Genomic DNA, 20,865 nt, shown 5'->3' on the forward strand with positions numbered 1-20,865 from the left:
GATCAGTAGCAGGCTTAGATTGTCTGCCGTCCGCCTCGTGTGCGGTTTGATGCAGGTCAAGCGCCGGGTGGCTGCCACAGGCAGGTGCGGTTGCGCCCCTCGTGCTTGGCCCGGTACAGCGCCTGGTCGCCCTGGGCGAGCAGCTCGCCGGGCGCCTCGTCGCTGACCGGGTCGACCACGGTCAGGCCGATGCTCAGGCTCAGGCGCCCCAGCGGGCTGGCCGGATGGGCGATGTCGAGGTGGGCGATGGCCGCGTGGATGCGCGCGGCGACGTGTTCGCCACCCTCCAGGCCGGTGTTGGCGAGGATGATGGCGAACTCCTCGCCGCCGTAGCGGCAGGCCACGTCGCCTTCGCGCTGCAGGCTCTCCTGCAACACCGTGCTGACCTTGCGCAGGGCGTCGTCGCCGGCCAGGTGGCCGAGCGCGTCGTTGTAGGCCTTGAAGTGATCGATATCCAGCATCAGCAGCGCCAGCGGCGCGCCGATCCGTCGCAGGCGACGCCATTCGGCCTGCAGCTGCTGGTCGAAGTAGCGCCGGTTGTACAGCCCGGTCAGGCCGTCGAGCTGCGACAGGCGCTGCAGCTGGGCCTCCAGTTGCAGGCGCTCGCTGTTGTCGCGCGACACCGCGATCAGGTACTCGCGGCCGTGCAACTGCACCAGCTGGGTGTTGATCTCGGCCGGCTGGCGGCTGCCGTCGCGGCGGATCAGCTCGCGCTGGAAGATTCGCGAGAGGTTGTCGCGCTGCGCCTGGCGCGCCTGCTCCAGCCAGCGGTGAAAGCCGGGCAGGAGTTTTTCCGGGTCGTCGCGCAGCAGCTGGGCGAACTGCTCGGGGCGATAGCCGAGGCTGGCGTAGGTGGCCTGATTCATGTGCAGCAGCTCGCGGCTGGCGCTGTCGAAGATGAACAGGCCGTCATGGCTGGAGTCGGTCAGGTCGAGCACCAGCTGCAGGCGTTCGCGGTTCTCCGACAGACGCTGCTCGGTTTCCTCGCGGCGCGTCGCCTCCACCTTGAAGCGCCGGTTGGCCACCTGTAGGGCGTGGGCGCGCCGGCTGTTCTCCAGGGCCAGGGCCAGGGCGGCGACCAGCAGCAGGCTGATCGCCAGGCCGGCGCCGAGCACCACGCCGGGCAGCGGCGTGTTCAGCTGCGCCAGCAGTTGCGCGGTGGGGCTCAGGCGCAAGCTGAAGCCGCGGTTGTTGAGCAGTTGCAGGTCGACTCGCTGGCTCAGCCCCGGGGCGCCGTCGACCTGGCCGTGGCGAAACAGGCTGTGGCCGTTTTCCAGCAGCTCCAGGTTGAAGGAGTCGCGGTCGATCTGGCCGAGCAGCTGCTGCATCAGCGGCTCGACGCGAAACACCCCCTGGAGGAAACCGTCGAACACCCGCGCGCCGCCCTCGTCGCGGTACAGCGGGGTGTAGAGGACGAAGCCGCGGCCGCCCTGGACCAGCTCGAAGCTGTTGGAAAAACGCTGCTCGCCGCTGTCGCGCGCCTGCATGGCCAGCGGGTAGTTGGGGTGATCGGCGGTGAGACGAAAGTTCAGCGCCGCCTCGTTGCCGGCCAGCGGCAGCAGCCAGCGCATGCGCAGGTCCTCGCCGACCCACTGGATCGATTGATAGGCAGGGAAACCGCGCAGCGCGTGGGCCACCTCCTCCTCCCAGCTGGCCCGCGGCAGCCGGCCCAGGCTGTTCCACAGACGGGCGATGCGTTCGAGGCTGGCGACCTCCAGGTGCAGGGTGCTTTCCAGCTGGCGGGCCAGGCTGCGCGCCTGGTAGCCGAGGCGCTCCTCCAGGCGCTGCTGCCGCTCGCCTTCGAGCTGACGCCAGAGCAGCACGCTGGCACTGCTCAGCACCACGAGGAGGAGGGCCAGCGCCAGGCGCGCCGGCCAGGCGGAAGGTGCCGGCATGGGCGGACTCCGAAGGCTTCCCCGTGGTGATAGCACAGTGCCGGCTGCGACTCAACGCATGGCGAGAATCGCCGCCCATTCGGCCGCGCCCACCGGCATCACCGACAGCCGGCTGCCGCGCTGCACCAGCGCCAGTTCGGCCAGCAGTGGATTGTTCTTCAGCTGCGGCAGCGGCAGCACCTCGGCGAAGGCCTCGACGAACTCCACGTCCAGTGCGCTCCAGGGATTCTTCTCGGCGCTGGCCTTGGCGTCGAAGTAGTGGCTGTGCGGCTCCAGCGCGGTGGGGTCGGGGTAGGCCGGGCCGGCGATGCGGCCGATACCGGCGATACCCGGCTGCGGGCAGCTGGAGTGGTAGAAGAAGAACAACTCGCCCGGCGCCATGGCGCGCAGGAAGTTGCGCGCCTGGTAGTTGCGCACGCCGTCCCAGCGCGCACGGCCCAGGCGCTGCAGGTCGTGGATGGATAATTCGTCGGGTTCGGATTTCATCAGCCAATAAGGCATGAACTTTGCTCCTGCAGACCGGTCCGTACGCGGACGCTCGTTTGAGTGGAGATCTCCGACGGCCGGTTGGCGCCGGAAATTGCACAGTGCTCGGCACTGGCGGAAAATGCCCGGCTTAACGCTTGGCGACGTCGGATTGCATAAAACAATAACGCCGCGATCAACGTGCGCAGTTGCCTTGAAGGGGGAGGCAATAGATGAAACGCAAGCCAGATCTTTTGTGGGTTCTCGTAGTACTGTTCAGCCTGGGCGTGGTTACCACGGGTTACACCCAGAGCCTTTGGGAGCGTCAGCAGGACGTCCCGGTCAATGTAACGCAGCAGCCCTGAGTTTCGGGTCGCCAGCTTCCAGCGCCGCAGGGAACGCGGTGCCACTTCCCCGTCTTCAGTACCAAGCCCTGTCCGTTACCGTCGCCTGCAAGGGCACGTCCCAGCTGGCCAGCGCCAGCTCGTCCACCCGCTGACATTCGTGCGCCAGGCCCAATAGCGTCGGCTTGTGCCAATTTTTGCGCCTGTGCAGGTAGGCCAGGCTGCGGTCGTAGAAACCGCCGCCCATGCCCAGGCGACCGCCGCGCGCGTCGAAGCCCACCAGCGGCAGCAGCACCAGGTCCAGCGCCCAGACCTTGCGCTGGCGCGCCGGCTGCGGGCGCGGCTCGAGGATGCGGAAGCGATTGCCGGCCAGTTTCTCGTGCCGGGTGACGCGCTGGAACACCATCTTGGTGCGCGGCCAGGCGCTGAGCACCGGCAGGTAGGTGCGCTTGCCGCGCTTCTGCGCCGCGGCCAGCAGCGGCCGTGGATCGATCTCGCCGTCGGTGGGCAGGTACAGGGCGATATCGCGGGCGCGGCGAAAGCGCGGGTGTTGCGCCAGCTGGCGATACAGGCCGCGGGCGGCGCGGCGTTGCTGGCTGCGGCTGAGGCTGCGGCGGCGCTGACGCAGCAGGCGGCGCAATTGCGGGCGACTGGGGGCGGCGCTGGCGGTCATGAATGGAGGCTGCGGAGCGGAGCGCGGCGGCCCGGGTGGGCGCTGGCTGAAAGGATGACTTCCCGGCGTGCCGCTGTCGGTTTAGCCCTTGAACCCGAAAGTTCAAGGTGGAGGATGCAGGAGGCGTTAAGGCTTTCCGTCAGGCGGACATGCACACCGGCCCCAACATGCAACCCCCGTGGTTGTGCGTATCGGCTCAGGGACATCCCCAACTGGCGCACACCCCAGGAAGTGGCGGCCAGTATACCCGAACCCCGCAGCCGAGGGGCGGCCTGCGACGAAGTGGCAGGCATGGCGGTTCAGGAGGCCTGGTCGTCGGCCAGTGCCTGGTCGACGCGATCGAGCAGGTCGCGCACCTGCTGGCGCGTCGAACTGGCGTCCTGATCCAGGCGCTGCTGTTTGTGCAGCAGGTCGTGGGTGATGTTCAGCGCGGCCATCACCGCCACGCGGTCGGCGCCGATCACCTTGCCGCTGGTGCGGATCTCGCGCATCTTGCCATCGAGATAACGGGCGGCGCTTTCCAGGTTGGCGCGTTCGTCCTGCGGGCAGGCGATGCAATATTCTTTGTCCAGGATATGGACGGTCACGGTGTTCGACTGGGTCATGTGTCCTGCTCCAGGGCTTTGAGGCGCGAAATCATCGATTCGACCTTGTGCCGGGCCAATTCGTTCTTTTCGATCAGATGGGCGCGTTCCTCGCGCCAGGCCTGTTCATTCGCCAGCAGGAGTCGGTTGTGAGCCTTGAGCTGCTCGACGCGCTGGATCAGCAGTTCCAGCTTGGCGGTCAATACGTGCAGATCGGCGTCTTCCATGGGCTCTCGCTTCGGGAGGGAATGGCTGGACTATATAGGCGTGTCGCGGCGGCGGGTCAAACCCTGGCGGCTGCGGCGTGACGAACACGTCGCGGGCGCCCCGGCGGCCTCGGATGGTCTTGGCGCGCCTGCCGGTGCTAGGATACGAGGCCTCCATTCTAGAGATTGCGCCGCCTGGCGCCTAGCTATCTATGTCGACTCCCAGCTCCCCCTACGCCGCCTTCGCCGCCCTGCTGAGCAGCGCCGGGCATTCCGTTTCCCCCGCCGAACTGCACGGCCTGCTGCTCGGCCGCAGTTGCGCCGGCGCTGGCTTCGAGGCCGAGGCCTGGCTGCTCGACGCCGCCGAGCTGCTCGGCAGCGAGCCGCAGGACAACGTGCGCCAGGCGCTGATCGGCCTGCAGGAAATGGTCAAGGGCGAGCTGTGCAGCGAAGACGTCACCGTGGTCCTGCTGCTGCCGGACGACGAGGCGCCGCTGGCGCAGCGCGCCGTCGCCCTCGGCCAGTGGTGCCAGGGCTTTCTCGGCGGCTTCGGCCTGACCGCCCGCGACGGCGCGCTGAGCGGCGAGGCCATGGAAGTGTTGCAGGACCTGTCCGCCATCGCCCAGGTGCAGAGCGCCCTGGAGGAATCCGAGGACGGCGAGAGCGATTACATGGAAGTCATGGAATACCTGCGCGTGGCGCCGCTGCTGCTGTTCGCCGAGTGCGCCAAGCCCGCGGCGCCTGCGGCCAAACCCTCCCTGCACTGAGTTCTTCCGGAGCCCGTCTTGATCAGCATCCCCAAGTCCGAGTATGCCCGCCGGCGCAAGGCGCTGATGGCGCAGATGGAGCCCAACAGCATCGCCATCCTGCCGGCGGCGCCGGTGTATATCCGCAACCGCGACGTCGAGCACGTCTACCGCCAGGACAGTGACTTCCAGTACCTCACCGGCTTCCCCGAGCCGGAAGCGGTGATGGCGCTGATCCCCGGGCGCGAGCATGGCGAGTACGTGCTGTTCTGCCGCGAGCGCGATCCCGAGCGCGAGCTGTGGGACGGCCTGCGCGCCGGCCAGAACGGGGCGATCGCCAACTACGGCGCCGACGACGCCTTCCCCATCGGCGACATCGACGACATCCTGCCCGGCCTGATCGAGGGGCGCGAGCGCGTCTACTACGCCATCGGCTGCAACCAGGAGTTCGATCACCGGCTGATGGAGTGGATCAACCATATCCGCGCCAAGGCCCGCCAGGGCGCCACGCCGCCCAACGAGTTCGTCGCCCTCGACCACCTGCTGCACGACATGCGCCTGTACAAGTCGGCCGCCGAAGTGAAGGTGATGAAGGAGGCCGCCGAGATCAGCGCGCGCGCCCACGTGCGTGCCATGCAGGCCAGCCGCGCCGGGCTGTTCGAGTACCACCTGGAAGCCGAGCTGGATTACGAGTTCCGCAAGGGTGGGGCGAAGATGCCGGCCTACGGCAGCATCGTCGCCGCCGGCAAGAACGCCTGCATCCTGCACTACCGCGAGAACGACGCGCCGCTCAAGGACGGCGATCTGGTGCTGATCGACGCCGGCTGCGAGATCGACTGCTACGCCAGCGACATCACCCGTACCTTCCCGGTCGGCGGCAAGTTCTCCGCCGAGCAGAAGGCCATCTACGAGTTGGTGCTGGCCGCGCAGGAGGCCGCCTTCAAGGAGATCGCCCCGGGCAAACATTGGAACGAGGCGCACGAGGCCACCGTGCGGGTGATCACCGCCGGGCTGGTCGAACTCGGCCTGCTCGAGGGCGAGGTCGAGGCGCTGATCGCCAGCGAGGCCTACAAGGCCTTCTACATGCACCGCGCCGGTCACTGGCTGGGTATGGACGTGCACGACGTCGGCGACTACAAGGTCGGCGGCGAGTGGCGCGTGCTCGAGCCGGGCATGGCGATGACCGTGGAGCCGGGCATCTATATCGCCGTGGACAATGAAAAGGTCGCCAAGAAGTGGCGCGGCATCGGCGTGCGCATCGAGGACGACGTGGTGGTGACCAAGAGCGGCTGCGAGATTCTCACCAACGGCGTGCCCAAGACCGTCGCCGAGATCGAGGCGCTGATGGCCGCCGCGCGCAGTCAGGCCGCCTGAGCCGATGAATCGCGTGCAGTTGGCGATTATCGGTGGCGGGGCTGTTGGGAGACGGCTCGGTGCCAGCCTGGCCCTGACGGCGGGACTGCGTTGATGGCGCGGGTACAGCTGGCCATTATCGGCGGCGGCCTGGTCGGCGCGAGCCTGGCCCTGGCGCTGCAGGACACGGCGCGCCAGCGCGGCTGGCGCATCGCCCTGATCGAACCCTTCGCCCCCGGCAGCAGCTATCAGCCCAGCTACGACGCGCGTTCCACCGCGCTGTCCTACGGCAGCCGGCTGATCTACGAACGCCTGGGCCTGTGGCAGGCCATCGCCCAGCGCGCCGAGGCGATCCTGCAGATTCACGTCTCCGACCGCGGCCGTTTCGGCGCCGCGCGCCTGCAAGCCATCGAAGAAGGGGTGCCGGCGCTCGGCTATGTGGTGGAGAACGCCTGGATCGGCCATTGCCTGTGGCAGGCGCTCGACGCCGAGGTGGTGCAGTGGTACTGCCCGGCCGAGGTCACCGGGTTGCAGCGCCTGGACGACGGCTACCGCCTGAGTCTGAGCGACGAGCGCCAGCTCGACTGCGACCTGGCCGTGCTGGCCGACGGCGGCCGTTCCGGCCTGCGCGAGCAACTGGGCATCGGCGTCAGCCAGCGGCCCTACGGGCAGAGCGCCGTGATCGCCAACGTCACCCCGCTGGAAGCGCATCGCGGCCAGGCCTTCGAGCGCTTCACCGACGAGGGGCCGATGGCCCTGCTGCCGCTCACCGACAACCGCTGCGCGCTGGTCTGGACCCGCGCCAGCGCCGATGCCGAGCGCCTGCTCAGGCTGAGCGACGCGGCCTTTCTCGCCGAGCTGCAGCAGGCCTTCGGTTATCGCCTGGGCGCCTTGCGCCAGATCGGCGCACGCCATCTCTATCCGCTGAGCCTGGTCGAGGCGCAGGAGCAGGTGCGGCCGCACCTGGTGGTGCTGGGCAACGCGGCGCACAGCCTGCACCCCATCGCCGGGCAGGGCTACAACCTGTCGCTGCGCGATACCCTGGCGCTGGCCGAGGTGCTGCAGGCCGCCACCGCGCCGCTCGGCGACTTCGCCACCCTGCAGGGCTACCTGCAGCGCCAGCAACTGGACCAGCAGCTGACCCTGGGCTTCTCCGACCGGGTTACCCGGCTGTTCAGCAATGCCCAGCCACTGCTCACCGCCGGACGCAACCTCGGTTTGCTCGGCCTCGACCTGCTGCCGCCGGCCAAGCGCTGGTTCGCTCGCCAGGCCATGGGCCTGGGGACGCGCAATCTGTGACTGGCCCCGCGACACCCTACTCACGATTGACGCAGGAATGGATATGCGCGCGGATCTGATCATCGTCGGTGCCGGTATGGTCGGCAGCGCCCTGGCGCTGGCCCTGGAGCACAGCGGCCTGGAAATCCTGGTGGTGGACGGCAGCCCGCTGCGCCTGGCGCCGTTCGACCCGGCTGCCGCCTTCGAGCCGCGGGTCAGCGCCCTGTCCATGGCCAGCCAGCGCATCCTCGCACGCCTCGGCGCCTGGGACGGCATCGCCGCGCGGCGCGCCTGCGCCTATGGCGAGATGCGCGTGTGGGACGGCAGCGGCACCGGCAGCATCCATTTCGCCGCGGCCAGCGTGCATGCCGAAACCCTCGGCCACATAGTCGAGAACCGCGTGGTGCAGGACGCCCTGCTCGAGCGTTTGCACGACAGCCAGCTCGGCCTGCTGCCCGGCGCGCGCCTGGAGCAGTTGCGCCGCAGCGGCGACGACTGGCTGCTGACCCTGGAGGGCGGCCGCCAGCTGCGCGCGCCGCTGTTGGTGGCCGCCGATGGCGCCAACTCCGCGGTGCGCCGCCTGGCCGGCTGCGCCAGCCGCGAGTGGGATTACCTGCACCACGCCATTGTCACCAGCGTGCGGGTCGAGCGCCCGCACCAGGCAACCGCCTGGCAGCGCTTCACCGACGACGGCCCGCTGGCCTTCCTGCCGCTAGCCGGCGCGGCGGGCGAGCACTGGTGCTCGATCGTCTGGTCGACCCTGCCGAGCGAAGCCGAGCGGCTCATGGCGCTGGACGATGAAGGCTTCTGTGTCGAGCTGGGCAAGGCCTTCGAGCACCGCCTCGGCCAGGTGCTGCATGCCGACCGTCGCCTGTGCATCCCGCTGCGTCAGCGTCATGCCAAGCGTTACGTCGAGCCGGGGCTGGCGCTGATCGGCGACGCCGCGCATACCATCCACCCGCTGGCGGGGCAGGGGGTCAACCTGGGTTTTCTCGACGCCGCGGTGCTGGCCGAGGTGCTGCTGCATGCCGCCGGGCGTGGCGAGAACCTGAGTGAAGAGCGCGTGCTGAGTCGCTTCGAGCGCCGGCGCATGCCGCACAACCTGGCGATGATGGCGGCGATGGAGGGCTTCCAGCGCCTGTTCCAGGCCGACCCCTTGCCGGTGCGGCTGCTGCGCAACGTCGGCCTCGATCTGGTCGATGGCCAGGCCGAGGCCAAGGCGCTGTTCGTGCGTCAGGCGCTGGGGCTGAGCGGCGACCTGCCGGAGCTGGCGCGCGCCTTGTAACACTCGTTGACTTTTGTTGACGTATTTACATTGAGAAGGCAAATAACATTCACTACTATTCAGCCACTTTTTTCATCCACAAGAGGCTGGTCCCATGAAGGCTCGCAACGCGCTGCTCGCTGCATTCACCCTCGGCACCCTGGCAACCGCCGTCCAGGCCGCCGATGAGGTGGTGGTCTACTCCGCCCGTATCGACGAGCTGATCAAGCCGGTATTCGATCTCTACACCGAAAAGACCGGGGTCAAGGTGAAGTTCATCACCGACAAGGAAGCCCCGCTGATCGCCCGCCTCAAGGCCGAAGGCGCCAACACCCCGGCCGACCTGCTGATCACCGTCGACGCCGGCAACCTCTGGCAGGCCGAGCAGGAAGGCGTGCTGCAGCCGACCAAGTCGGACCTGATCGCCGCCAATATCCCCGCCCAGTACCGTTCCAGCAGCGACAGCTGGACCGGCCTGTCGCTGCGCGCGCGGACCATCTTCTACTCCACCGAGCGGGTCAAGCCGGAAGAGCTGTCCACCTACGAGGCGCTGGCCGACAAGAACTGGGAAGGCCGCCTGTGCCTGCGCACCAGCAAGAAGGTGTACAACCAGTCGCTGACCGCCACCCTGATCGAGACCCACGGCGCCGAGAAGACCGAGCAGATCGTCAAGGGCTGGGTGAACAACCTGGCCACCGACGTGTTCGCCGACGACACCGCGCTGCTGCAGGCCATCGACGCCGGCCAGTGCGACGTCGGCATCACCAACACCTACTACTACGGCCGTCTGCACAAGCAGCAGCCGGATCTGAAGGTCAAGCCGTTCTGGCCGAACCAGAACGACCGTGGCGTGCACGTCAACCTGGCCGGCGCCGGCGTGACCAAGCACGCGCCGCACCCGGAGCAGGCCCGCAAGCTGCTGGAGTGGATGACCACCCCGGAAGCGCAGAGCATCTTCGCCGGCGTCAACCAGGAATTCCCGGCCAACCCGGCAGTTGCGCCGTCCGAGGAAGTGGCCGCCTGGGGCAGCTTCAAGGCCGACTCCATCGCCACCGAAGTGGCCGGCAAGCGCCAGGCCGAAGCGACCATGCTGATGGATCGCGCCGGCTGGCAGTAAGCTGCTGGCGAGAGCGCCGCGGGTGCGTCACGGCGTACCCTCGGTGATCCGCGCCGCTGCCGTTATACTTCGACGCCCCGCCCAGCCGGGGCGTCGTCTTTTCCGCCGTCGAGGAATCCGCGTGCCGCATCCCGTCCAGCGTCGCTGGTACCCCATCGTCTTCGCCGTTGCCCTGCTGGTGCTGCTGCCGCTGTCGGTGCTGCTGCTCAGCTGGCACGAGGTGGACGCACAGATCTGGGCGCACCTGTGGCAGACGCAGATGGCGCGGCTGATCGGCAATACCCTGACCCTGGTACTCGGCGTCGGCATCGGCGTGACCCTGCTCGGCGTCAGCCTGGCCTGGCTCACCAGCCTCTGCGAGTTTCCCGGGCGGCGCTGGCTGGACTGGGCACTGATGCTGCCCTTCGCCATTCCCGCCTATGTGCTGGCCTTCGTCTTCGTCGGCCTGCTGGATTTCGCCGGCCCGCTGCAGAGCCTGCTGCGCGAGTGGTTCGGCAGCGGCCTGCGCCTGCCGCGGGTGCGCTCCACCGGCGGGGTGATCATCGTCCTGGTGCTGGTGTTATACCCCTACGTCTACCTGCTCGCCCGCGGTGCCTTCCTGGCCCAGGGCAAGGGCCTGATGGAGGCCGCGCGGGTGCTCGGGCAGAGTCCCTGGCAGGCCTTCTGGCGCGTCGCCCTGCCCATGGCGCGGCCGGCCATCGGCGCCGGCCTGGCCCTGGCGATCATGGAGACCCTGGCCGATTTCGGTGCGGTGTCGGTGTTCAACTTCGACACCTTCACCACCGCCATCTACAAGACCTGGTACAGCTTCTACAGCCTGACCAGCGCCACCCAGCTGGCCAGCCTGCTGCTGCTGGCGGTGGCCCTGGTGCTCTATGGCGAGCGCCGCGCCCGTGGCGCCGCACGGCCGGCCAACGAACGCCCGCGCGGCCAGGCGCTGTACCAGCTGCACGGCTGGCAGGCGTTCGCCGCCAGCGCCTGGTGCGGCCTGGTGTTCGCCTGCGCCTTCGTCATTCCGCTGCTGCAGCTGCTGGTGTGGTTCTGGCAGCGCGGCCGCTTCGACCTCGACGAGCGCTACGCCGGGCTGATCCTGCACAGCCTCTACCTGGGCGGCATGGCGGCGCTGATCACGGTCGCGGTGGCCATGCTGCTGGCCTTCGCCCGGCGCCAGGCGCCGACCCGCGGGGTGCGCGTCGGCGTGGCCCTGGGCAATATCGGTTACGCCCTGCCGGGCTCGGTGCTGGCGGTGGCGATCATGCTGGCGTTCAGCTTCCTCGACCGCGAACTGGTGATCCCGCTGTCCGGGGCCCTGGGTGGCGCCGGCAAACCGCTGCTGCTGGGCAGCCTCGCGGCGCTGCTGGTGGCCTACCTGATCCGCTTCATGGCGGTGGCCTTCGGCCCGCTGGAAACCAGCCTGGCGCGCATCCGCCCGTCGCTGCCGGAGGCCTCGCGCAGCCTCGGCGTCGGCGGCATCGGCCTGTTCTTGCGGGTCTATCTGCCGCTGCTGCTGCCGGGCACCCTGTCCGCTGCGCTGCTGGTGTTCGTCGACGTGCTCAAGGAAATGCCGGCCACCTTGCTGATGCGTCCCTTCGGCTGGGACACCCTGTCGGTGCGGGTATTCGAGATGACCAGCGAAGGCGAATGGGCGCGCGCAGCGTTGCCGGCGCTGACCCTGATACTGGTCGGCCTGCTGCCGGTGATCCTGCTGATCCGCCGTTCGGCGCGGCGGATCGGCTAACCGAGGGCGACCTTCGGTCAGGATGACCCCTGCCGACCTTGCGGCTACAATGCGCGCCATTCGCGAGCCGGGGTAACCGGCAGGTGTGTCGAGAAGCGTAAGCGCGGCGGCCAGTGCAACGCAGCAATGGCAACGCAGCCAGCTTCTCGGGGCCTGAATCGCTTCGCCAAGCCCGGAAGGAGAAACCCATGGGACAGCGTACCCCCCTCTATGACCTGCATCTGGCGCTGGGCGCCAAGATGGTCGATTTCGGCGGCTGGGACATGCCGCTGCACTACGGCTCGCAGGTGGAGGAACATCATCAGGTGCGCCGCGAGTGCGGCGTGTTCGACGTCTCGCACATGTGCGTGGTGGACGTCGCCGGCAGCCAGGCGCAGGCCTATCTGCAGCGCCTGCTGGCCAACGACGTGGCGCGCCTGGAGGGCGTCGGCAAGGCGCTGTACAGCGCCATGCTCAACGAGCAGGGCGGGGTGATCGACGACCTGATCGTCTACCTCACCAGCTCTGCTTCCCAGGAGCAGGGCTATCGCCTGGTGGTCAACGCCGGCACCCGCGACAAGGACCTGGCCTGGATGCACGCCCAGGCCGGCGATTTCGCCGTCGAGCTGCGCGAGCGCCGCGATCTGGCCATGCTCGCCATCCAGGGCCCGCGCGCCCGCGCCCGCGTCGCCGAGCTGGTGACCCAGGCGCGCGCCGCGCTGATCCACGAACTCAAGCCGTTCCAGGGCCTGCCCGAGGGCGACTGGTTTATCGCACGCACCGGCTACACCGGCGAGGACGGCCTGGAGATCATCCTGCCGGCTAGCGAAGTCGTCGCCTTCCTCAACGAACTGGTCGGCGCCGGCATCGCCCCCATCGGCCTCGGCGCGCGCGACACCCTGCGCCTGGAGGCGGGAATGAACCTCTACGGCCAGGACATGGACGAGAGCGTCTCGCCGCTGGCTGCCAACCTGGCCTGGACCATCGCCTGGGAGCCGGCCGCGCGCGACTTCATCGGCCGCGCCGCACTGGAGGCGCAGCGCGCCGCCGGTTGCCCGAGCAAGCTGGTCGGCCTGGTGCTGGAGGAGCGTGGTGTGCTGCGCGCGCATCAGGTGGTGCGCGTCGAGGGCATTGGCGACGGTGAGATCACCAGCGGCAGCTTCTCGCCGACGCTGAACAAGTCCATCGCCCTGGCCCGCGTGCCGGCGGCCACCGGCGAGCGCGCCGAAGTGGAAATCCGTGGCAAGTGGTACCCGGTGCGGGTGGTCAAGCCGAGCTTTGTACGTAACGGCAAAACCCTGATCTAAGAACCTGTCTACGATCTGCTGCGCGTCGGCCCTGCTGCGTTAAAAACAGGCTCGGAATGCTCATTTACAGCTCGTAAACTCCGCTTCCTCGCCCGGTTTTGCCTTGCATGGCTCTAGCTCGCGAGATCGTAAACAGGTTCTGAATCTTTTTGGGCCACGGCGCCGGCTTTCGCTCCCGCCGCGGCCTGCTAAATTGTCCTGACGGCCCGCTTGCCGTCATCGCTTACGAGGAACGACACATGAGCAATATTCCCGCCGATCTGCGTTACGCCGCCAGCCACGAGTGGGCGCGCCTGGAGGCCGACGGCAGCGTGACCGTGGGCATTTCCGACCACGCCCAGGAAGCCCTCGGTGATGTGGTGTTCATCGAGCTGCCGGAGCTCGGCAAGCAGCTGGACGCCGGCCAGGAAGCCGGGGTGGTGGAGTCGGTCAAGGCCGCCTCCGACATCTACGCGCCGATCGGCGGCGAGGTGATCGCGATCAACGAGGCGCTGGCAGACAGCCCCGAGAGCGTCAACAGCGACCCCTACGGCAGCTGGTTCTTCAAGCTCAAGCCGAGCGATGCCAGCGAGCTGAACAAGCTGCTCGACGCCGCCGCCTACCAGGCCGCTGCCGACGCCGATTCCTGATCGGCGGCAACGCCCAGAGAACCCGCTTCGGCGGGTTTTTGCGTTTATGGCGGTACATCCAGGCTGCGTCTTGACCGTTGGTCGCCTTGGCTAACACTCTTCAAAAATACAATATATAAAAATACATATTGTATTTGTCTAAGGTGTAGCCATGACCGACGCCCTCGATATCCAGCAGCTGCGCGCCAATGCCGATGCCGCCGGCCAGCTGCTCAAGGCCCTGGCCAACCCGGATCGCCTGCTGCTGCTGTGCCAGCTGGCCCAGGGCGAGCGCAACGTCAGCGAGTTGGAGGCGCTGCTCGGCATCCAGCAGCCGACCCTGTCGCAGCAGCTCGCCGTGCTGCGCCGCGAAGGCCTGGTGGCAACCCGCCGCGACGGCAAGCAGATCCATTACCGCATCAGCAGCCCGGCGGCGCTGGCGGTGATCGAGACGCTGTACCGGCTGTTCTGCGAGGGCCAGGAGCAGTGAACATCGACTGGAACGCCTTCACCCCCTGGAGCGCGCTGGCCGGCGGCGCGCTGATCGGCCTAGCGGCGGCCATCTTCGCCCTGGCCAACGGCCGCATCGCCGGCATCAGCGGCCTGCTCGGCAGCCTGCTGCAGCCGGGCACGCAGGGCCGTGGCGAAGCGGCGCTGTTCCTCCTCGGGTTGCTGGTCGCGCCCGTGCTGTGGGGCCTGTTCGCCGCCCTGCCGGCGATCGAGTTCGACAGCGGCGCCCTCGGGCTGATCGGCGCCGGCCTGCTGGTGGGGATTGGCACTCGCTACGCAAGCGGTTGCACCAGCGGCCATGGCGTATGCGGGATTGCCCGCCTGTCGCCGCGCTCGCTGGTGGCGACCCTGTGCTTCATGGCCGCGGGTTTCGCCACGGTGTTTGTCCTGCGTCATCTGTTGGGGGGCTGAACATGGCCAGACTCAGTGCATTCGCCTGCGGCCTGCTGTTCGGCCTGGGGTTGCTGCTGGCCGGCATGGCCAACCCGGCCAAGGTGCTGGCCTTCCTCGACCTGGCCGGCGCCTGGGACCCCTCGCTGGCGCTGGTGATGGTCGGCGCCATCGCCGTCGCGGCCCTGCCCCTGCACCTGGCGGGGCGGCGTTCCCGCGCGCTGCTGGGCGGCGCCATGCAGTTGCCGAGGCGGCGCGAGCTGGATGCCCGGCTGGTCGGCGGCAGCCTGCTGTTCGGCCTCGGCTGGGGCATCGCCGGCATTTGCCCGGGGCCGGCCGTGGTCATTCTGCTCAGCGGGCACTGGCAGGCGCCGCTGTTCGTCGCCGCGCTGCTCGCCGGGATGCTGATCTTTGCCGCGCTGGAGCGCCGGCGCGGCCACTGACCGAGGAGGTCGTCATGCAACGCAACGTAGGGAACCTCGACCGCAGCCTGCGCATCGCCGCCGGGCTGATCCTGATCGGCCTCAGCCTGTCCGGCGTGATCGGCCTGTGGGGCTGGATCGGCCTGCTGCCGCTGGCCAGCGGAATCTTCCGCTTCTGTCCGGCCTATCCGCTGTTAGGCGTCAATACTTGTAAATCCAAATCCTGAATCGCAGGGGGCGGGCGACTCGCCGTCGTCCGCCCGGGAGCCGGCATGTCGCCCGTCATCACCCCCTTCTTCGATCCCGCCACCTTCACCTACAGCTACGTGGTCGCCGACCCGCTCAGCCGCCGCTGCGCCATCGTCGATTCGGTGCTGGACTACGACCCGGCCGCCGGGCGTACCTCGCATGCCGGCGCCGCCCGCATCGTCGCCCATGTGCGCGAGCAGGGCCTGACGGTGGACTGGCTGCTGGAAACCCATGTGCACGCCGACCACCTGTCGGCCGCGCCCTACCTGCAGCGCGAGCTGGGCGGCCGGCTGGCCATCGGCGAGCGCATCACCCAGGTGCAGAGCACCTTCGGCCAGCTGTTCAACGCCGGCCGCGAGTTCGCCACCGACGGTTCCCAGTTCGACCGCCTGTTGCGCGACGGCGAGCGCTTCCAGATCGGCGCCATCCAGGCCTTCGCCCTGCACACCCCGGGGCACACGCCGGCCTGCATGAGCTACGTGATCGGCGACGCCGTCTTCGTCGGCGACACCCTGTTCATGCCGGACTACGGCACGGCGCGCTGCGATTTTCCCGGCGGCGATGCACGCACCCTGTACCGTTCGATCCGCCGCCTGTTCGAACTGCCGGACGCCACCCGCCTGTTTCTCTGCCACGACTACAAGGCGCCGGGGCGCGCCGATTTCTGCTGCGAGACCACGGTGGCCGAGCAGCGCGCGCACAACCTGCACGTGCACGAGGGCATCGGCGAGGACGCCTTCGTCGCCATGCGCCAGGCGCGCGATGCCACGCTGGAGGTGCCGACCCTGATGCTGCCGGCGGTGCAGGTCAACATGCGCGCCGGGCAGTTGCCGCCGGCCGAGGACAACGGCGTGCGCTACCTGAAGATTCCCCTGGACCGCCTATGAAAGCCTCGTCGCTGCGCCGTTGGCTGCCCTGGCTGGAGTGGGGCCGGCAGTACGATCGGCAGACCGCGGCCGGCGATGCCCTGGCGGCGCTGATCGTCACCCTGCTGCTGATTCCGCAGAGCCTGGCCTACGCCATGCTCGCCGGCCTGCCACCGGCTGCCGGGCTCTACGCCAGCATGCTGCCGTTGCTGGCCTACGCCCTGTTCGGCAGCAGCCGCACCCTGGCCGTGGGCCCGGTGGCGGTGGTCTCGCTGATGACCGCGGCGGCCCTGCAGCCGCTGTTTCCCGCCGGCAGCGCCGAGTACGCCGGCGCCGCCCTGCTGCTGGCGCTGCTGTCTGGCGGGCTGCTCTGCGGCATGGCGCTGCTGCGCCTGGGGTTTATCGCCAACTTCCTCAGCCATCCGGTGATCTCCGGCTTTATCAGCGGCGCCGCCCTGCTGATCGTCCTCGGCCAGCTGGCGCCGCTGCTCGGTATCGCCGCCGCCGGCGCGACCCTGGGCCAACTGCTGCCGGCGCTGGCGCGGGGCCTGCCGGCCAGTCACGGGCCGACCCTGCTGCTCGGCGTCGGCTGCCTGGTGCTGCTGTTCTGGGCGCGGCGCGGCTTGCCGCCGCTGTTGCGACGCTGCGGCCTGGACCAGGCCTGGGCCGGCAACCTGAGCCGGGCGGTGCCGGTGCTGGCGATGATCCTGGCCACCGGCGCGGTCTGGCTGTGGCAACTGGATGAGCGCGGCGTGCGGGTGGTCGGCAGCATCGCCGCCGGCCTGCCGGCACCGAGCCTGCCGCCGCTGGATCTCGAGCTGGCGCGGCAGCTGCTGCCGGCGGCGCTGCTGATCAGCCTGGTGGGCTTCGTCGAGTCGATGGCGGTGGCGCAGACCCTGGCGGCCAGGCGGCGCCAGCGTATCGAGCCGGACAGCGAGCTGCTCGGCCTCAGCGCGGCCAACCTGGCGGCGGCCTTCAGCGGCGGTCTGCCGGTGACCGGCGGCATCGCCCGTTCCCAGGTCAACTTCGAGGCCGGCGCGCGGACGCCCATGGCCGGGGTGTTCAGCGCCGCCGGCATCGCCCTCGGCGCGCTGCTGCTGGCGCCGCTGCTGCAGCGGCTGCCGCAGGCGGCGCTGGCGGCGATCATCGTCGTCGCGGTGTGGGGGCTGATCGACCTGCGCGGGCTGGCGCGCACCTGGCGCTATTCGCGGCAGGACGGCGCGGCGCAGGCGGCGACCCTGGCCGCGGTGCTGCTGCTCGGCGTCGAGACCGGCATCGTCCTCGGCGTCGGCCTGTCGCTGCTGCTGTTTCTCTGGCGCACCAGCCGCCCGCATATCGCCGTGGTCGGCCAGGTGCCGGGCAGCGAGCACTTTCGCAACGTCGAGCGCTTCCAGGTGATCGAGAGCCCCAGCGTGCTGTCGCTGCGGGTCGACGAGAGCCTGTATTTTCCCAATGCGCGTTTTCTCGAGGACCGCGTCGCCGCGCTGGTCGCCGCGCGGCCGCAGGTGCGTCACCTGGTGCTGATGTGCCCGGGGATCAACCTGATCGACGCCAGCGCCCTGGAGTCGCTGGAGGCCATCGCCGAGCGCCTGCGCGCCGCCGGGGTGCAGCTGCACCTGTCGGAGGTCAAGGGGCCGGTGATGGACCAGCTCGGCCGCTCGGACTTTCTCCAGCGTTTCGGCGGCCAGGTGTTCGTCAGCCACTACCAGGCGCTGCGCCAGCTGGACCCGCTGAGTACCAGACGGGCGTTGCAGGCGGGCCGCTGAGCGCGGCCCGCCCGACGCTTCAGCGCCCTTGCGGCGCCGGCTGCTGCTGGGTGATGCAGTGGATATTGCCGCCGCCGAGGAGGATCTCGCGGCCGGGCACCATCACCACACGGTGCGCGGGGAAGACCCGCTCGAGGATGGCGCGGGCCTCGGCGTCCTTGGCGTCGTCGAAGCTCGGCGCGACGATGCCGCCGTTGACGATGAGGAAGTTGACGTAGGAGCCGGCCAGGCGGATCGACGGATCGCGTGCCTGGCTGCCTTCGGCGGCGTCGACGCCGGCGCACTCTTCCTCAGTGGCGTGGATCGGCCCGGGGATCGGCATCTTGTGCACGATCAGCTGGCGACCCTTGGCGTCGCGCGCGCTTTCCAGCACGCGCATGGCGGCCTGGCAGCGCGGGTAGTTGGGATCGTTCTGATCGTCGGTCCAGGCCAGCAGCACCTCGCCGGGGCGCACGTAGCAGCAGAAGTTGTCGACGTGGCCGTCGGTCTCGTCGTTGTACAGGCCGTCCGGCAGCCAGATCACCGTATCGATGGCCAGCTGCTCCGCTAGCTGCGCCTCGATCTGTTCGCGGGAGAGGTGCGGGTTGCGGTTCTGGTTGAGCAGGCATTCCTCGGTGGTGATCAGGGTGCCTTCGCCGTCGACGTGGATCGAGCCGCCCTCGAGCACGAAGCCCTCGGTGCGATAGCGCTTGCAGCCTTCGATCTCGAGGATCTTGCGCGCCACCTGGTCGTCGCGCTGCCAGGGCCAGTACAGGCCGCCGTCGAAGCCGCCCCAGGCGTTGAAGGTCCAGTCCACGCCGCGCACTTCGCCGCTGGCGTTGGTGACGAAGGTCGGCCCGGTGTCGCGCACCCAGGCGTCGTCGGTGGTGATTTCCACCAGGCGGATGTTGTCGTCGTCCAGGCGCGCGCGGGCGTTCTCGTACTGCGCGGCGGACACGCAGACGGTCACCGGCTCGAACTCGGCGATGGCGCGGGCCACCGCGGCGAAGGCGGCCTGCGCCGGCTTGCCGCCGAGGCGCCAGTTGTCCGGGCGTTCGGGCCAGACCATCCAGGTCTGGCTGTGGGGTTCCCATTCCGCCGGCATGCGGAAACCGTCGGCGCGAGGAGTGCTGTTCAGGGTGGTCATGGTTCGATCCGTAGGGTGCGTCGTGCGCACCGGCGAAGGTATGGGGGGTTACTCGGAGAGGCTCTCGCCGTCGAGGGTCGCCAGCGGCCAGTATAGGTTCGGCCGGCGGTCGCGGAATACGCCCCAGGCGCTGCGCACCTTCTCCAGCTCGGTCAGATCGAAGCTGTGCACCAGCACGCCTTCCTCGCTCTGATCCAGCTCCTCGACCTTCTCGCCGAACTGGTTGGCGATAAAGGAGCTGCCGTAGAAGCTGATGGCGTAGCCGTCCTGCTCCTCGCGGCCGATGCGGTTGCTGGCCACCAGCGGCATCAGGTTGGCGCCGGCATGGCCCTGCTGCACGCGCTGCCAGTGCTCGCGCGAGTTGATGGCGGGGTCGTGCGGCTCGCTGCCGATGGCGGTGGGGTAGAACAGGATCTCCGCGCCCAGCAGCGCCATGCTGCGCGCGCATTCGGGGAACCACTGGTCCCAGCAGATGCCGACGCCGATCCTGGCGTAGGCGGTGTCCCACACCTTGAAGCCGCTATCGCCCGGGTTGAAGTAGTACTTCTCGTGGTAGCCGGGGCCGTCCGGGATATGGCTTTTCCGATAAATCCCGAGGTTGCTGCCGTCGGCGTCGATGATCGCGATGCTGTTGAAGCGGGCGCGACCGGCACGCTCGAAGAAGCTGATCGGCAGCACCACTCGCAGTTCGGCGGCGACCTTCTGGAAGTGCAGGATCGCCGGGTTTTCCTCTGCCGGGGTGGCCAGCTGGGTGTAGTCGGCATTGGGCTTCTGGCAGAAGTAGGGGGTCTCGAACAGCTCCTGGATCAGGATGATCTGCGCGCCCCGGGCGGCGGCCTGGCGCACCAGCTTCTCGGCGTTGGCGATATTGCCGGCGACATCCCAGGAACAGGCCATCTGGGTCGCGGCGACGGTGACGATACGGGACATACAGCACCTCTTGGACTTGTGGGCAGGCGGCTCCGGGCTCGCGGAGGCCTGCTCGGGAAGCCATGGCAGAACATCGATCATGGCGAGATGCTCGATTTATATCCGATAAAAATCGAATTTAGAAGGCTGGAAAGACAGGAAAGGCAAAATATTTCGGATTTTTATCGGATTAGTATCCGTCAATCTGGTTCCTGGCCGAGCCCGCTTGGGGAGACGCGGAGTCATCCGCGAACAGGGCCGCGCGCCGGGCCAAGGTCGTGCGTGAACAAATGCGCCCCTGCAGGGCTGTGGCGCGCCGTGCGCAGCAGGCCCCATGGTCAACGTGTCAGCGGTGTGTGCGGCCAAGGCGGCCCCGCGACACCCTAGGTAAGCGGCGCGGGGCGTTTCGGCAGGGCGGCGGGCAGGTACAGGCCGAGGTAGGCGTCGAACACGCGCATGCCTTCCTCGGCCAGGCGCGGGGTGATGGCGCCGTGCAGCTGCACCGAGCGGGCGTAGACGCGGTCGCCCAGCTCCATGGCCAGGGCGAACACCTCGATATCGCTCGGCAGTTGCGGCAGGGGGAAGTGGCGCTCGAACAGCGCCTGCATCAGTCGCCCCAGTTCCACGTCGTGCTGGCGGTCGGCCTGGGTCACCTCGGCCAGGCCGTGCTGGGCGAGGATCAGCTGGCGCGCGGCGGCGTCGGCGGCGTAGATCGCCAGCATGCGCTGCTCGACGAGGCGCGACAGGTCGTGCCAGCTGCGCAGCGCGGCGTGTTCCACCGGCTGCTGCAGGCAGGCACGGAAGGCGGCGTGGACGTCGGCGGTGAGGCCTTCGAGCAGCGCCGGCACGCTGGCGAAGAAGTGGTAGACCGAGGACGGCGGAATCGCCGCACGCTCGGCCACGGCATAGATCGACAGGTTGGCCACGCCCTGCTCGGCCAGCAGCGCGCGTGCGGCCTGGAGGATCACGGCGATCCGCGCCTGGCTGCTGGCGCGCGGTTTGCGGGGGCTGGCGGGGCGCGACATGGCGAACTCCTGGGGCAAGGAGGCGCTATTGGATGCCAGGCGGCG

At 68.9% G+C, this 20,865-nt stretch carries 22 protein-coding genes and 1 other RNA gene; 14 read left to right on the forward strand and 9 right to left on the reverse strand.

Translation table 11 applies throughout. The features are described 5' to 3' along the window. Positions 1-56: 56 nt before the first annotated feature. The 6 genes from AC1G9C_RS01380 to AC1G9C_RS01405 all read right to left on the reverse strand — a co-directional run bounded on the left by AC1G9C_RS01380 (position 57) and on the right by AC1G9C_RS01405 (position 4,188). Positions 57-1,895, reverse strand: a complete 1,839-nt coding sequence (locus AC1G9C_RS01380; protein ID WP_480409259.1) for a sensor domain-containing diguanylate cyclase — start codon at positions 1,893-1,895, stop codon at positions 57-59. Between the two features lie 51 nt (positions 1,896-1,946). Then, the gene (locus AC1G9C_RS01385; protein ID WP_021443355.1) at positions 1,947-2,396 is read right to left on the reverse strand and encodes an EVE domain-containing protein; all 450 of its coding nucleotides are present in this window, start codon (positions 2,394-2,396) and stop codon (positions 1,947-1,949) included. 384 nt (positions 2,397-2,780) lie between these two features. After that, a complete protein-coding gene (locus AC1G9C_RS01390; protein WP_021443353.1) occupies positions 2,781-3,377 on the reverse strand; it encodes a 5-formyltetrahydrofolate cyclo-ligase in 597 nt (198 codons plus the stop codon). 55 nt (positions 3,378-3,432) lie between these two features. Then, a non-coding RNA gene (gene ssrS, locus AC1G9C_RS01395) (6S RNA) lies at positions 3,433-3,611 on the reverse strand. A 65-nt stretch (positions 3,612-3,676) separates the two neighbouring features. Further along, positions 3,677-3,982, reverse strand: coding sequence for a cell division protein ZapA (locus AC1G9C_RS01400; protein ID WP_004373294.1), 306 nt, complete (start codon positions 3,980-3,982; stop codon positions 3,677-3,679). Next, positions 3,979-4,188, reverse strand: coding sequence for a TIGR02449 family protein (locus AC1G9C_RS01405; protein ID WP_004373292.1), 210 nt, complete (start codon positions 4,186-4,188; stop codon positions 3,979-3,981). Before AC1G9C_RS01405 ends, AC1G9C_RS01400 begins: the two co-directional genes overlap by 4 nt. A gap of 191 nt (positions 4,189-4,379) precedes the next feature. Between AC1G9C_RS01405 and AC1G9C_RS01410 the strand changes: the two genes are divergently transcribed. The 14 genes from AC1G9C_RS01410 to AC1G9C_RS01475 all read left to right on the forward strand — a co-directional run bounded on the left by AC1G9C_RS01410 (position 4,380) and on the right by AC1G9C_RS01475 (position 17,760). Continuing rightward, positions 4,380-4,934, forward strand: coding sequence for a YecA/YgfB family protein (locus AC1G9C_RS01410; protein ID WP_021443352.1), 555 nt, complete (start codon positions 4,380-4,382; stop codon positions 4,932-4,934). Between the two features lie 18 nt (positions 4,935-4,952). Beyond that, positions 4,953-6,287 (forward strand): Xaa-Pro aminopeptidase, encoded by a 1,335-nt coding sequence (gene pepP, locus AC1G9C_RS01415; RefSeq protein ID WP_480409260.1) that lies wholly within the window; start codon positions 4,953-4,955, stop codon positions 6,285-6,287. A 93-nt stretch (positions 6,288-6,380) separates the two neighbouring features. Further along, positions 6,381-7,565: a 2-octaprenyl-6-methoxyphenyl hydroxylase gene (ubiH, locus tag AC1G9C_RS01420; protein WP_480409261.1), complete on the forward strand. Its 1,185-nt coding sequence runs from the start codon at positions 6,381-6,383 to the stop codon at positions 7,563-7,565. A 43-nt stretch (positions 7,566-7,608) separates the two neighbouring features. After that, a complete protein-coding gene (locus AC1G9C_RS01425; RefSeq protein ID WP_480409262.1) occupies positions 7,609-8,829 on the forward strand; it encodes a 2-octaprenyl-3-methyl-6-methoxy-1,4-benzoquinol hydroxylase in 1,221 nt (406 codons plus the stop codon). Positions 8,830-8,923: 94 nt separating this feature from the next. After that, entirely contained in the window at positions 8,924-9,925 is a 1,002-nt protein-coding gene (locus AC1G9C_RS01430) for an extracellular solute-binding protein (protein WP_122109404.1), read from the forward strand. A gap of 121 nt (positions 9,926-10,046) precedes the next feature. Beyond that, on the forward strand, positions 10,047-11,663 hold the full coding sequence (locus AC1G9C_RS01435; protein ID WP_480409263.1) for an ABC transporter permease: 1,617 nt from the start codon (positions 10,047-10,049) through the stop codon (positions 11,661-11,663). A 188-nt stretch (positions 11,664-11,851) separates the two neighbouring features. Then, positions 11,852-12,949 carry a glycine cleavage system aminomethyltransferase GcvT gene (gcvT, locus tag AC1G9C_RS01440; RefSeq protein ID WP_480409264.1) on the forward strand — a complete coding sequence of 366 codons (1,098 nt, stop codon included), beginning with the start codon at positions 11,852-11,854 and terminating at the stop codon, positions 12,947-12,949. 239 nt (positions 12,950-13,188) lie between these two features. Beyond that, positions 13,189-13,578: a glycine cleavage system protein GcvH gene (gcvH, locus tag AC1G9C_RS01445; protein WP_021445357.1), complete on the forward strand. Its 390-nt coding sequence runs from the start codon at positions 13,189-13,191 to the stop codon at positions 13,576-13,578. 151 nt (positions 13,579-13,729) lie between these two features. Then, positions 13,730-14,047, forward strand: a complete 318-nt coding sequence (locus tag AC1G9C_RS01450) for an ArsR/SmtB family transcription factor (protein ID WP_021445356.1) — start codon at positions 13,730-13,732, stop codon at positions 14,045-14,047. Further along, positions 14,044-14,478 (forward strand): YeeE/YedE family protein, encoded by a 435-nt coding sequence (locus AC1G9C_RS01455; RefSeq protein WP_480409265.1) that lies wholly within the window; start codon positions 14,044-14,046, stop codon positions 14,476-14,478. The genes AC1G9C_RS01450 and AC1G9C_RS01455 overlap by 4 nt, the downstream gene beginning before the upstream one ends. 2 nt (positions 14,479-14,480) lie before the next feature. Continuing rightward, on the forward strand, positions 14,481-14,900 hold the full coding sequence (locus tag AC1G9C_RS01460) for a DUF6691 family protein (protein WP_457788265.1): 420 nt from the start codon (positions 14,481-14,483) through the stop codon (positions 14,898-14,900). Between the two features lie 14 nt (positions 14,901-14,914). Then, positions 14,915-15,106, forward strand: coding sequence for a YgaP family membrane protein (locus AC1G9C_RS01465; protein ID WP_021445179.1), 192 nt, complete (start codon positions 14,915-14,917; stop codon positions 15,104-15,106). Positions 15,107-15,151: 45 nt separating this feature from the next. Next, entirely contained in the window at positions 15,152-16,015 is an 864-nt protein-coding gene (locus AC1G9C_RS01470) for an MBL fold metallo-hydrolase (RefSeq protein ID WP_480409266.1), read from the forward strand. Continuing rightward, entirely contained in the window at positions 16,012-17,760 is a 1,749-nt protein-coding gene (locus tag AC1G9C_RS01475) for a SulP family inorganic anion transporter (protein WP_480409267.1), read from the forward strand. Before AC1G9C_RS01470 ends, AC1G9C_RS01475 begins: the two co-directional genes overlap by 4 nt. A gap of 19 nt (positions 17,761-17,779) precedes the next feature. On the opposite strand, the gene aguA is transcribed toward AC1G9C_RS01475, so the two are convergent. The 3 genes from aguA to AC1G9C_RS01490 all read right to left on the reverse strand — a co-directional run bounded on the left by aguA (position 17,780) and on the right by AC1G9C_RS01490 (position 20,820). Next, positions 17,780-18,886 (reverse strand): agmatine deiminase, encoded by a 1,107-nt coding sequence (gene aguA, locus AC1G9C_RS01480; protein WP_480409268.1) that lies wholly within the window; start codon positions 18,884-18,886, stop codon positions 17,780-17,782. Between the two features lie 48 nt (positions 18,887-18,934). Continuing rightward, complete coding sequence (gene aguB, locus AC1G9C_RS01485) at positions 18,935-19,816, reverse strand: N-carbamoylputrescine amidase (protein ID WP_021444284.1); 882 nt, start codon at positions 19,814-19,816, stop codon at positions 18,935-18,937. Between the two features lie 362 nt (positions 19,817-20,178). Continuing rightward, on the reverse strand, positions 20,179-20,820 hold the full coding sequence (locus AC1G9C_RS01490) for a TetR/AcrR family transcriptional regulator (RefSeq protein ID WP_122109394.1): 642 nt from the start codon (positions 20,818-20,820) through the stop codon (positions 20,179-20,181). Positions 20,821-20,865 lie beyond the last annotated feature (45 nt).

This window comes from Pseudomonas sp. ABa2 (assembly GCF_056676075.1).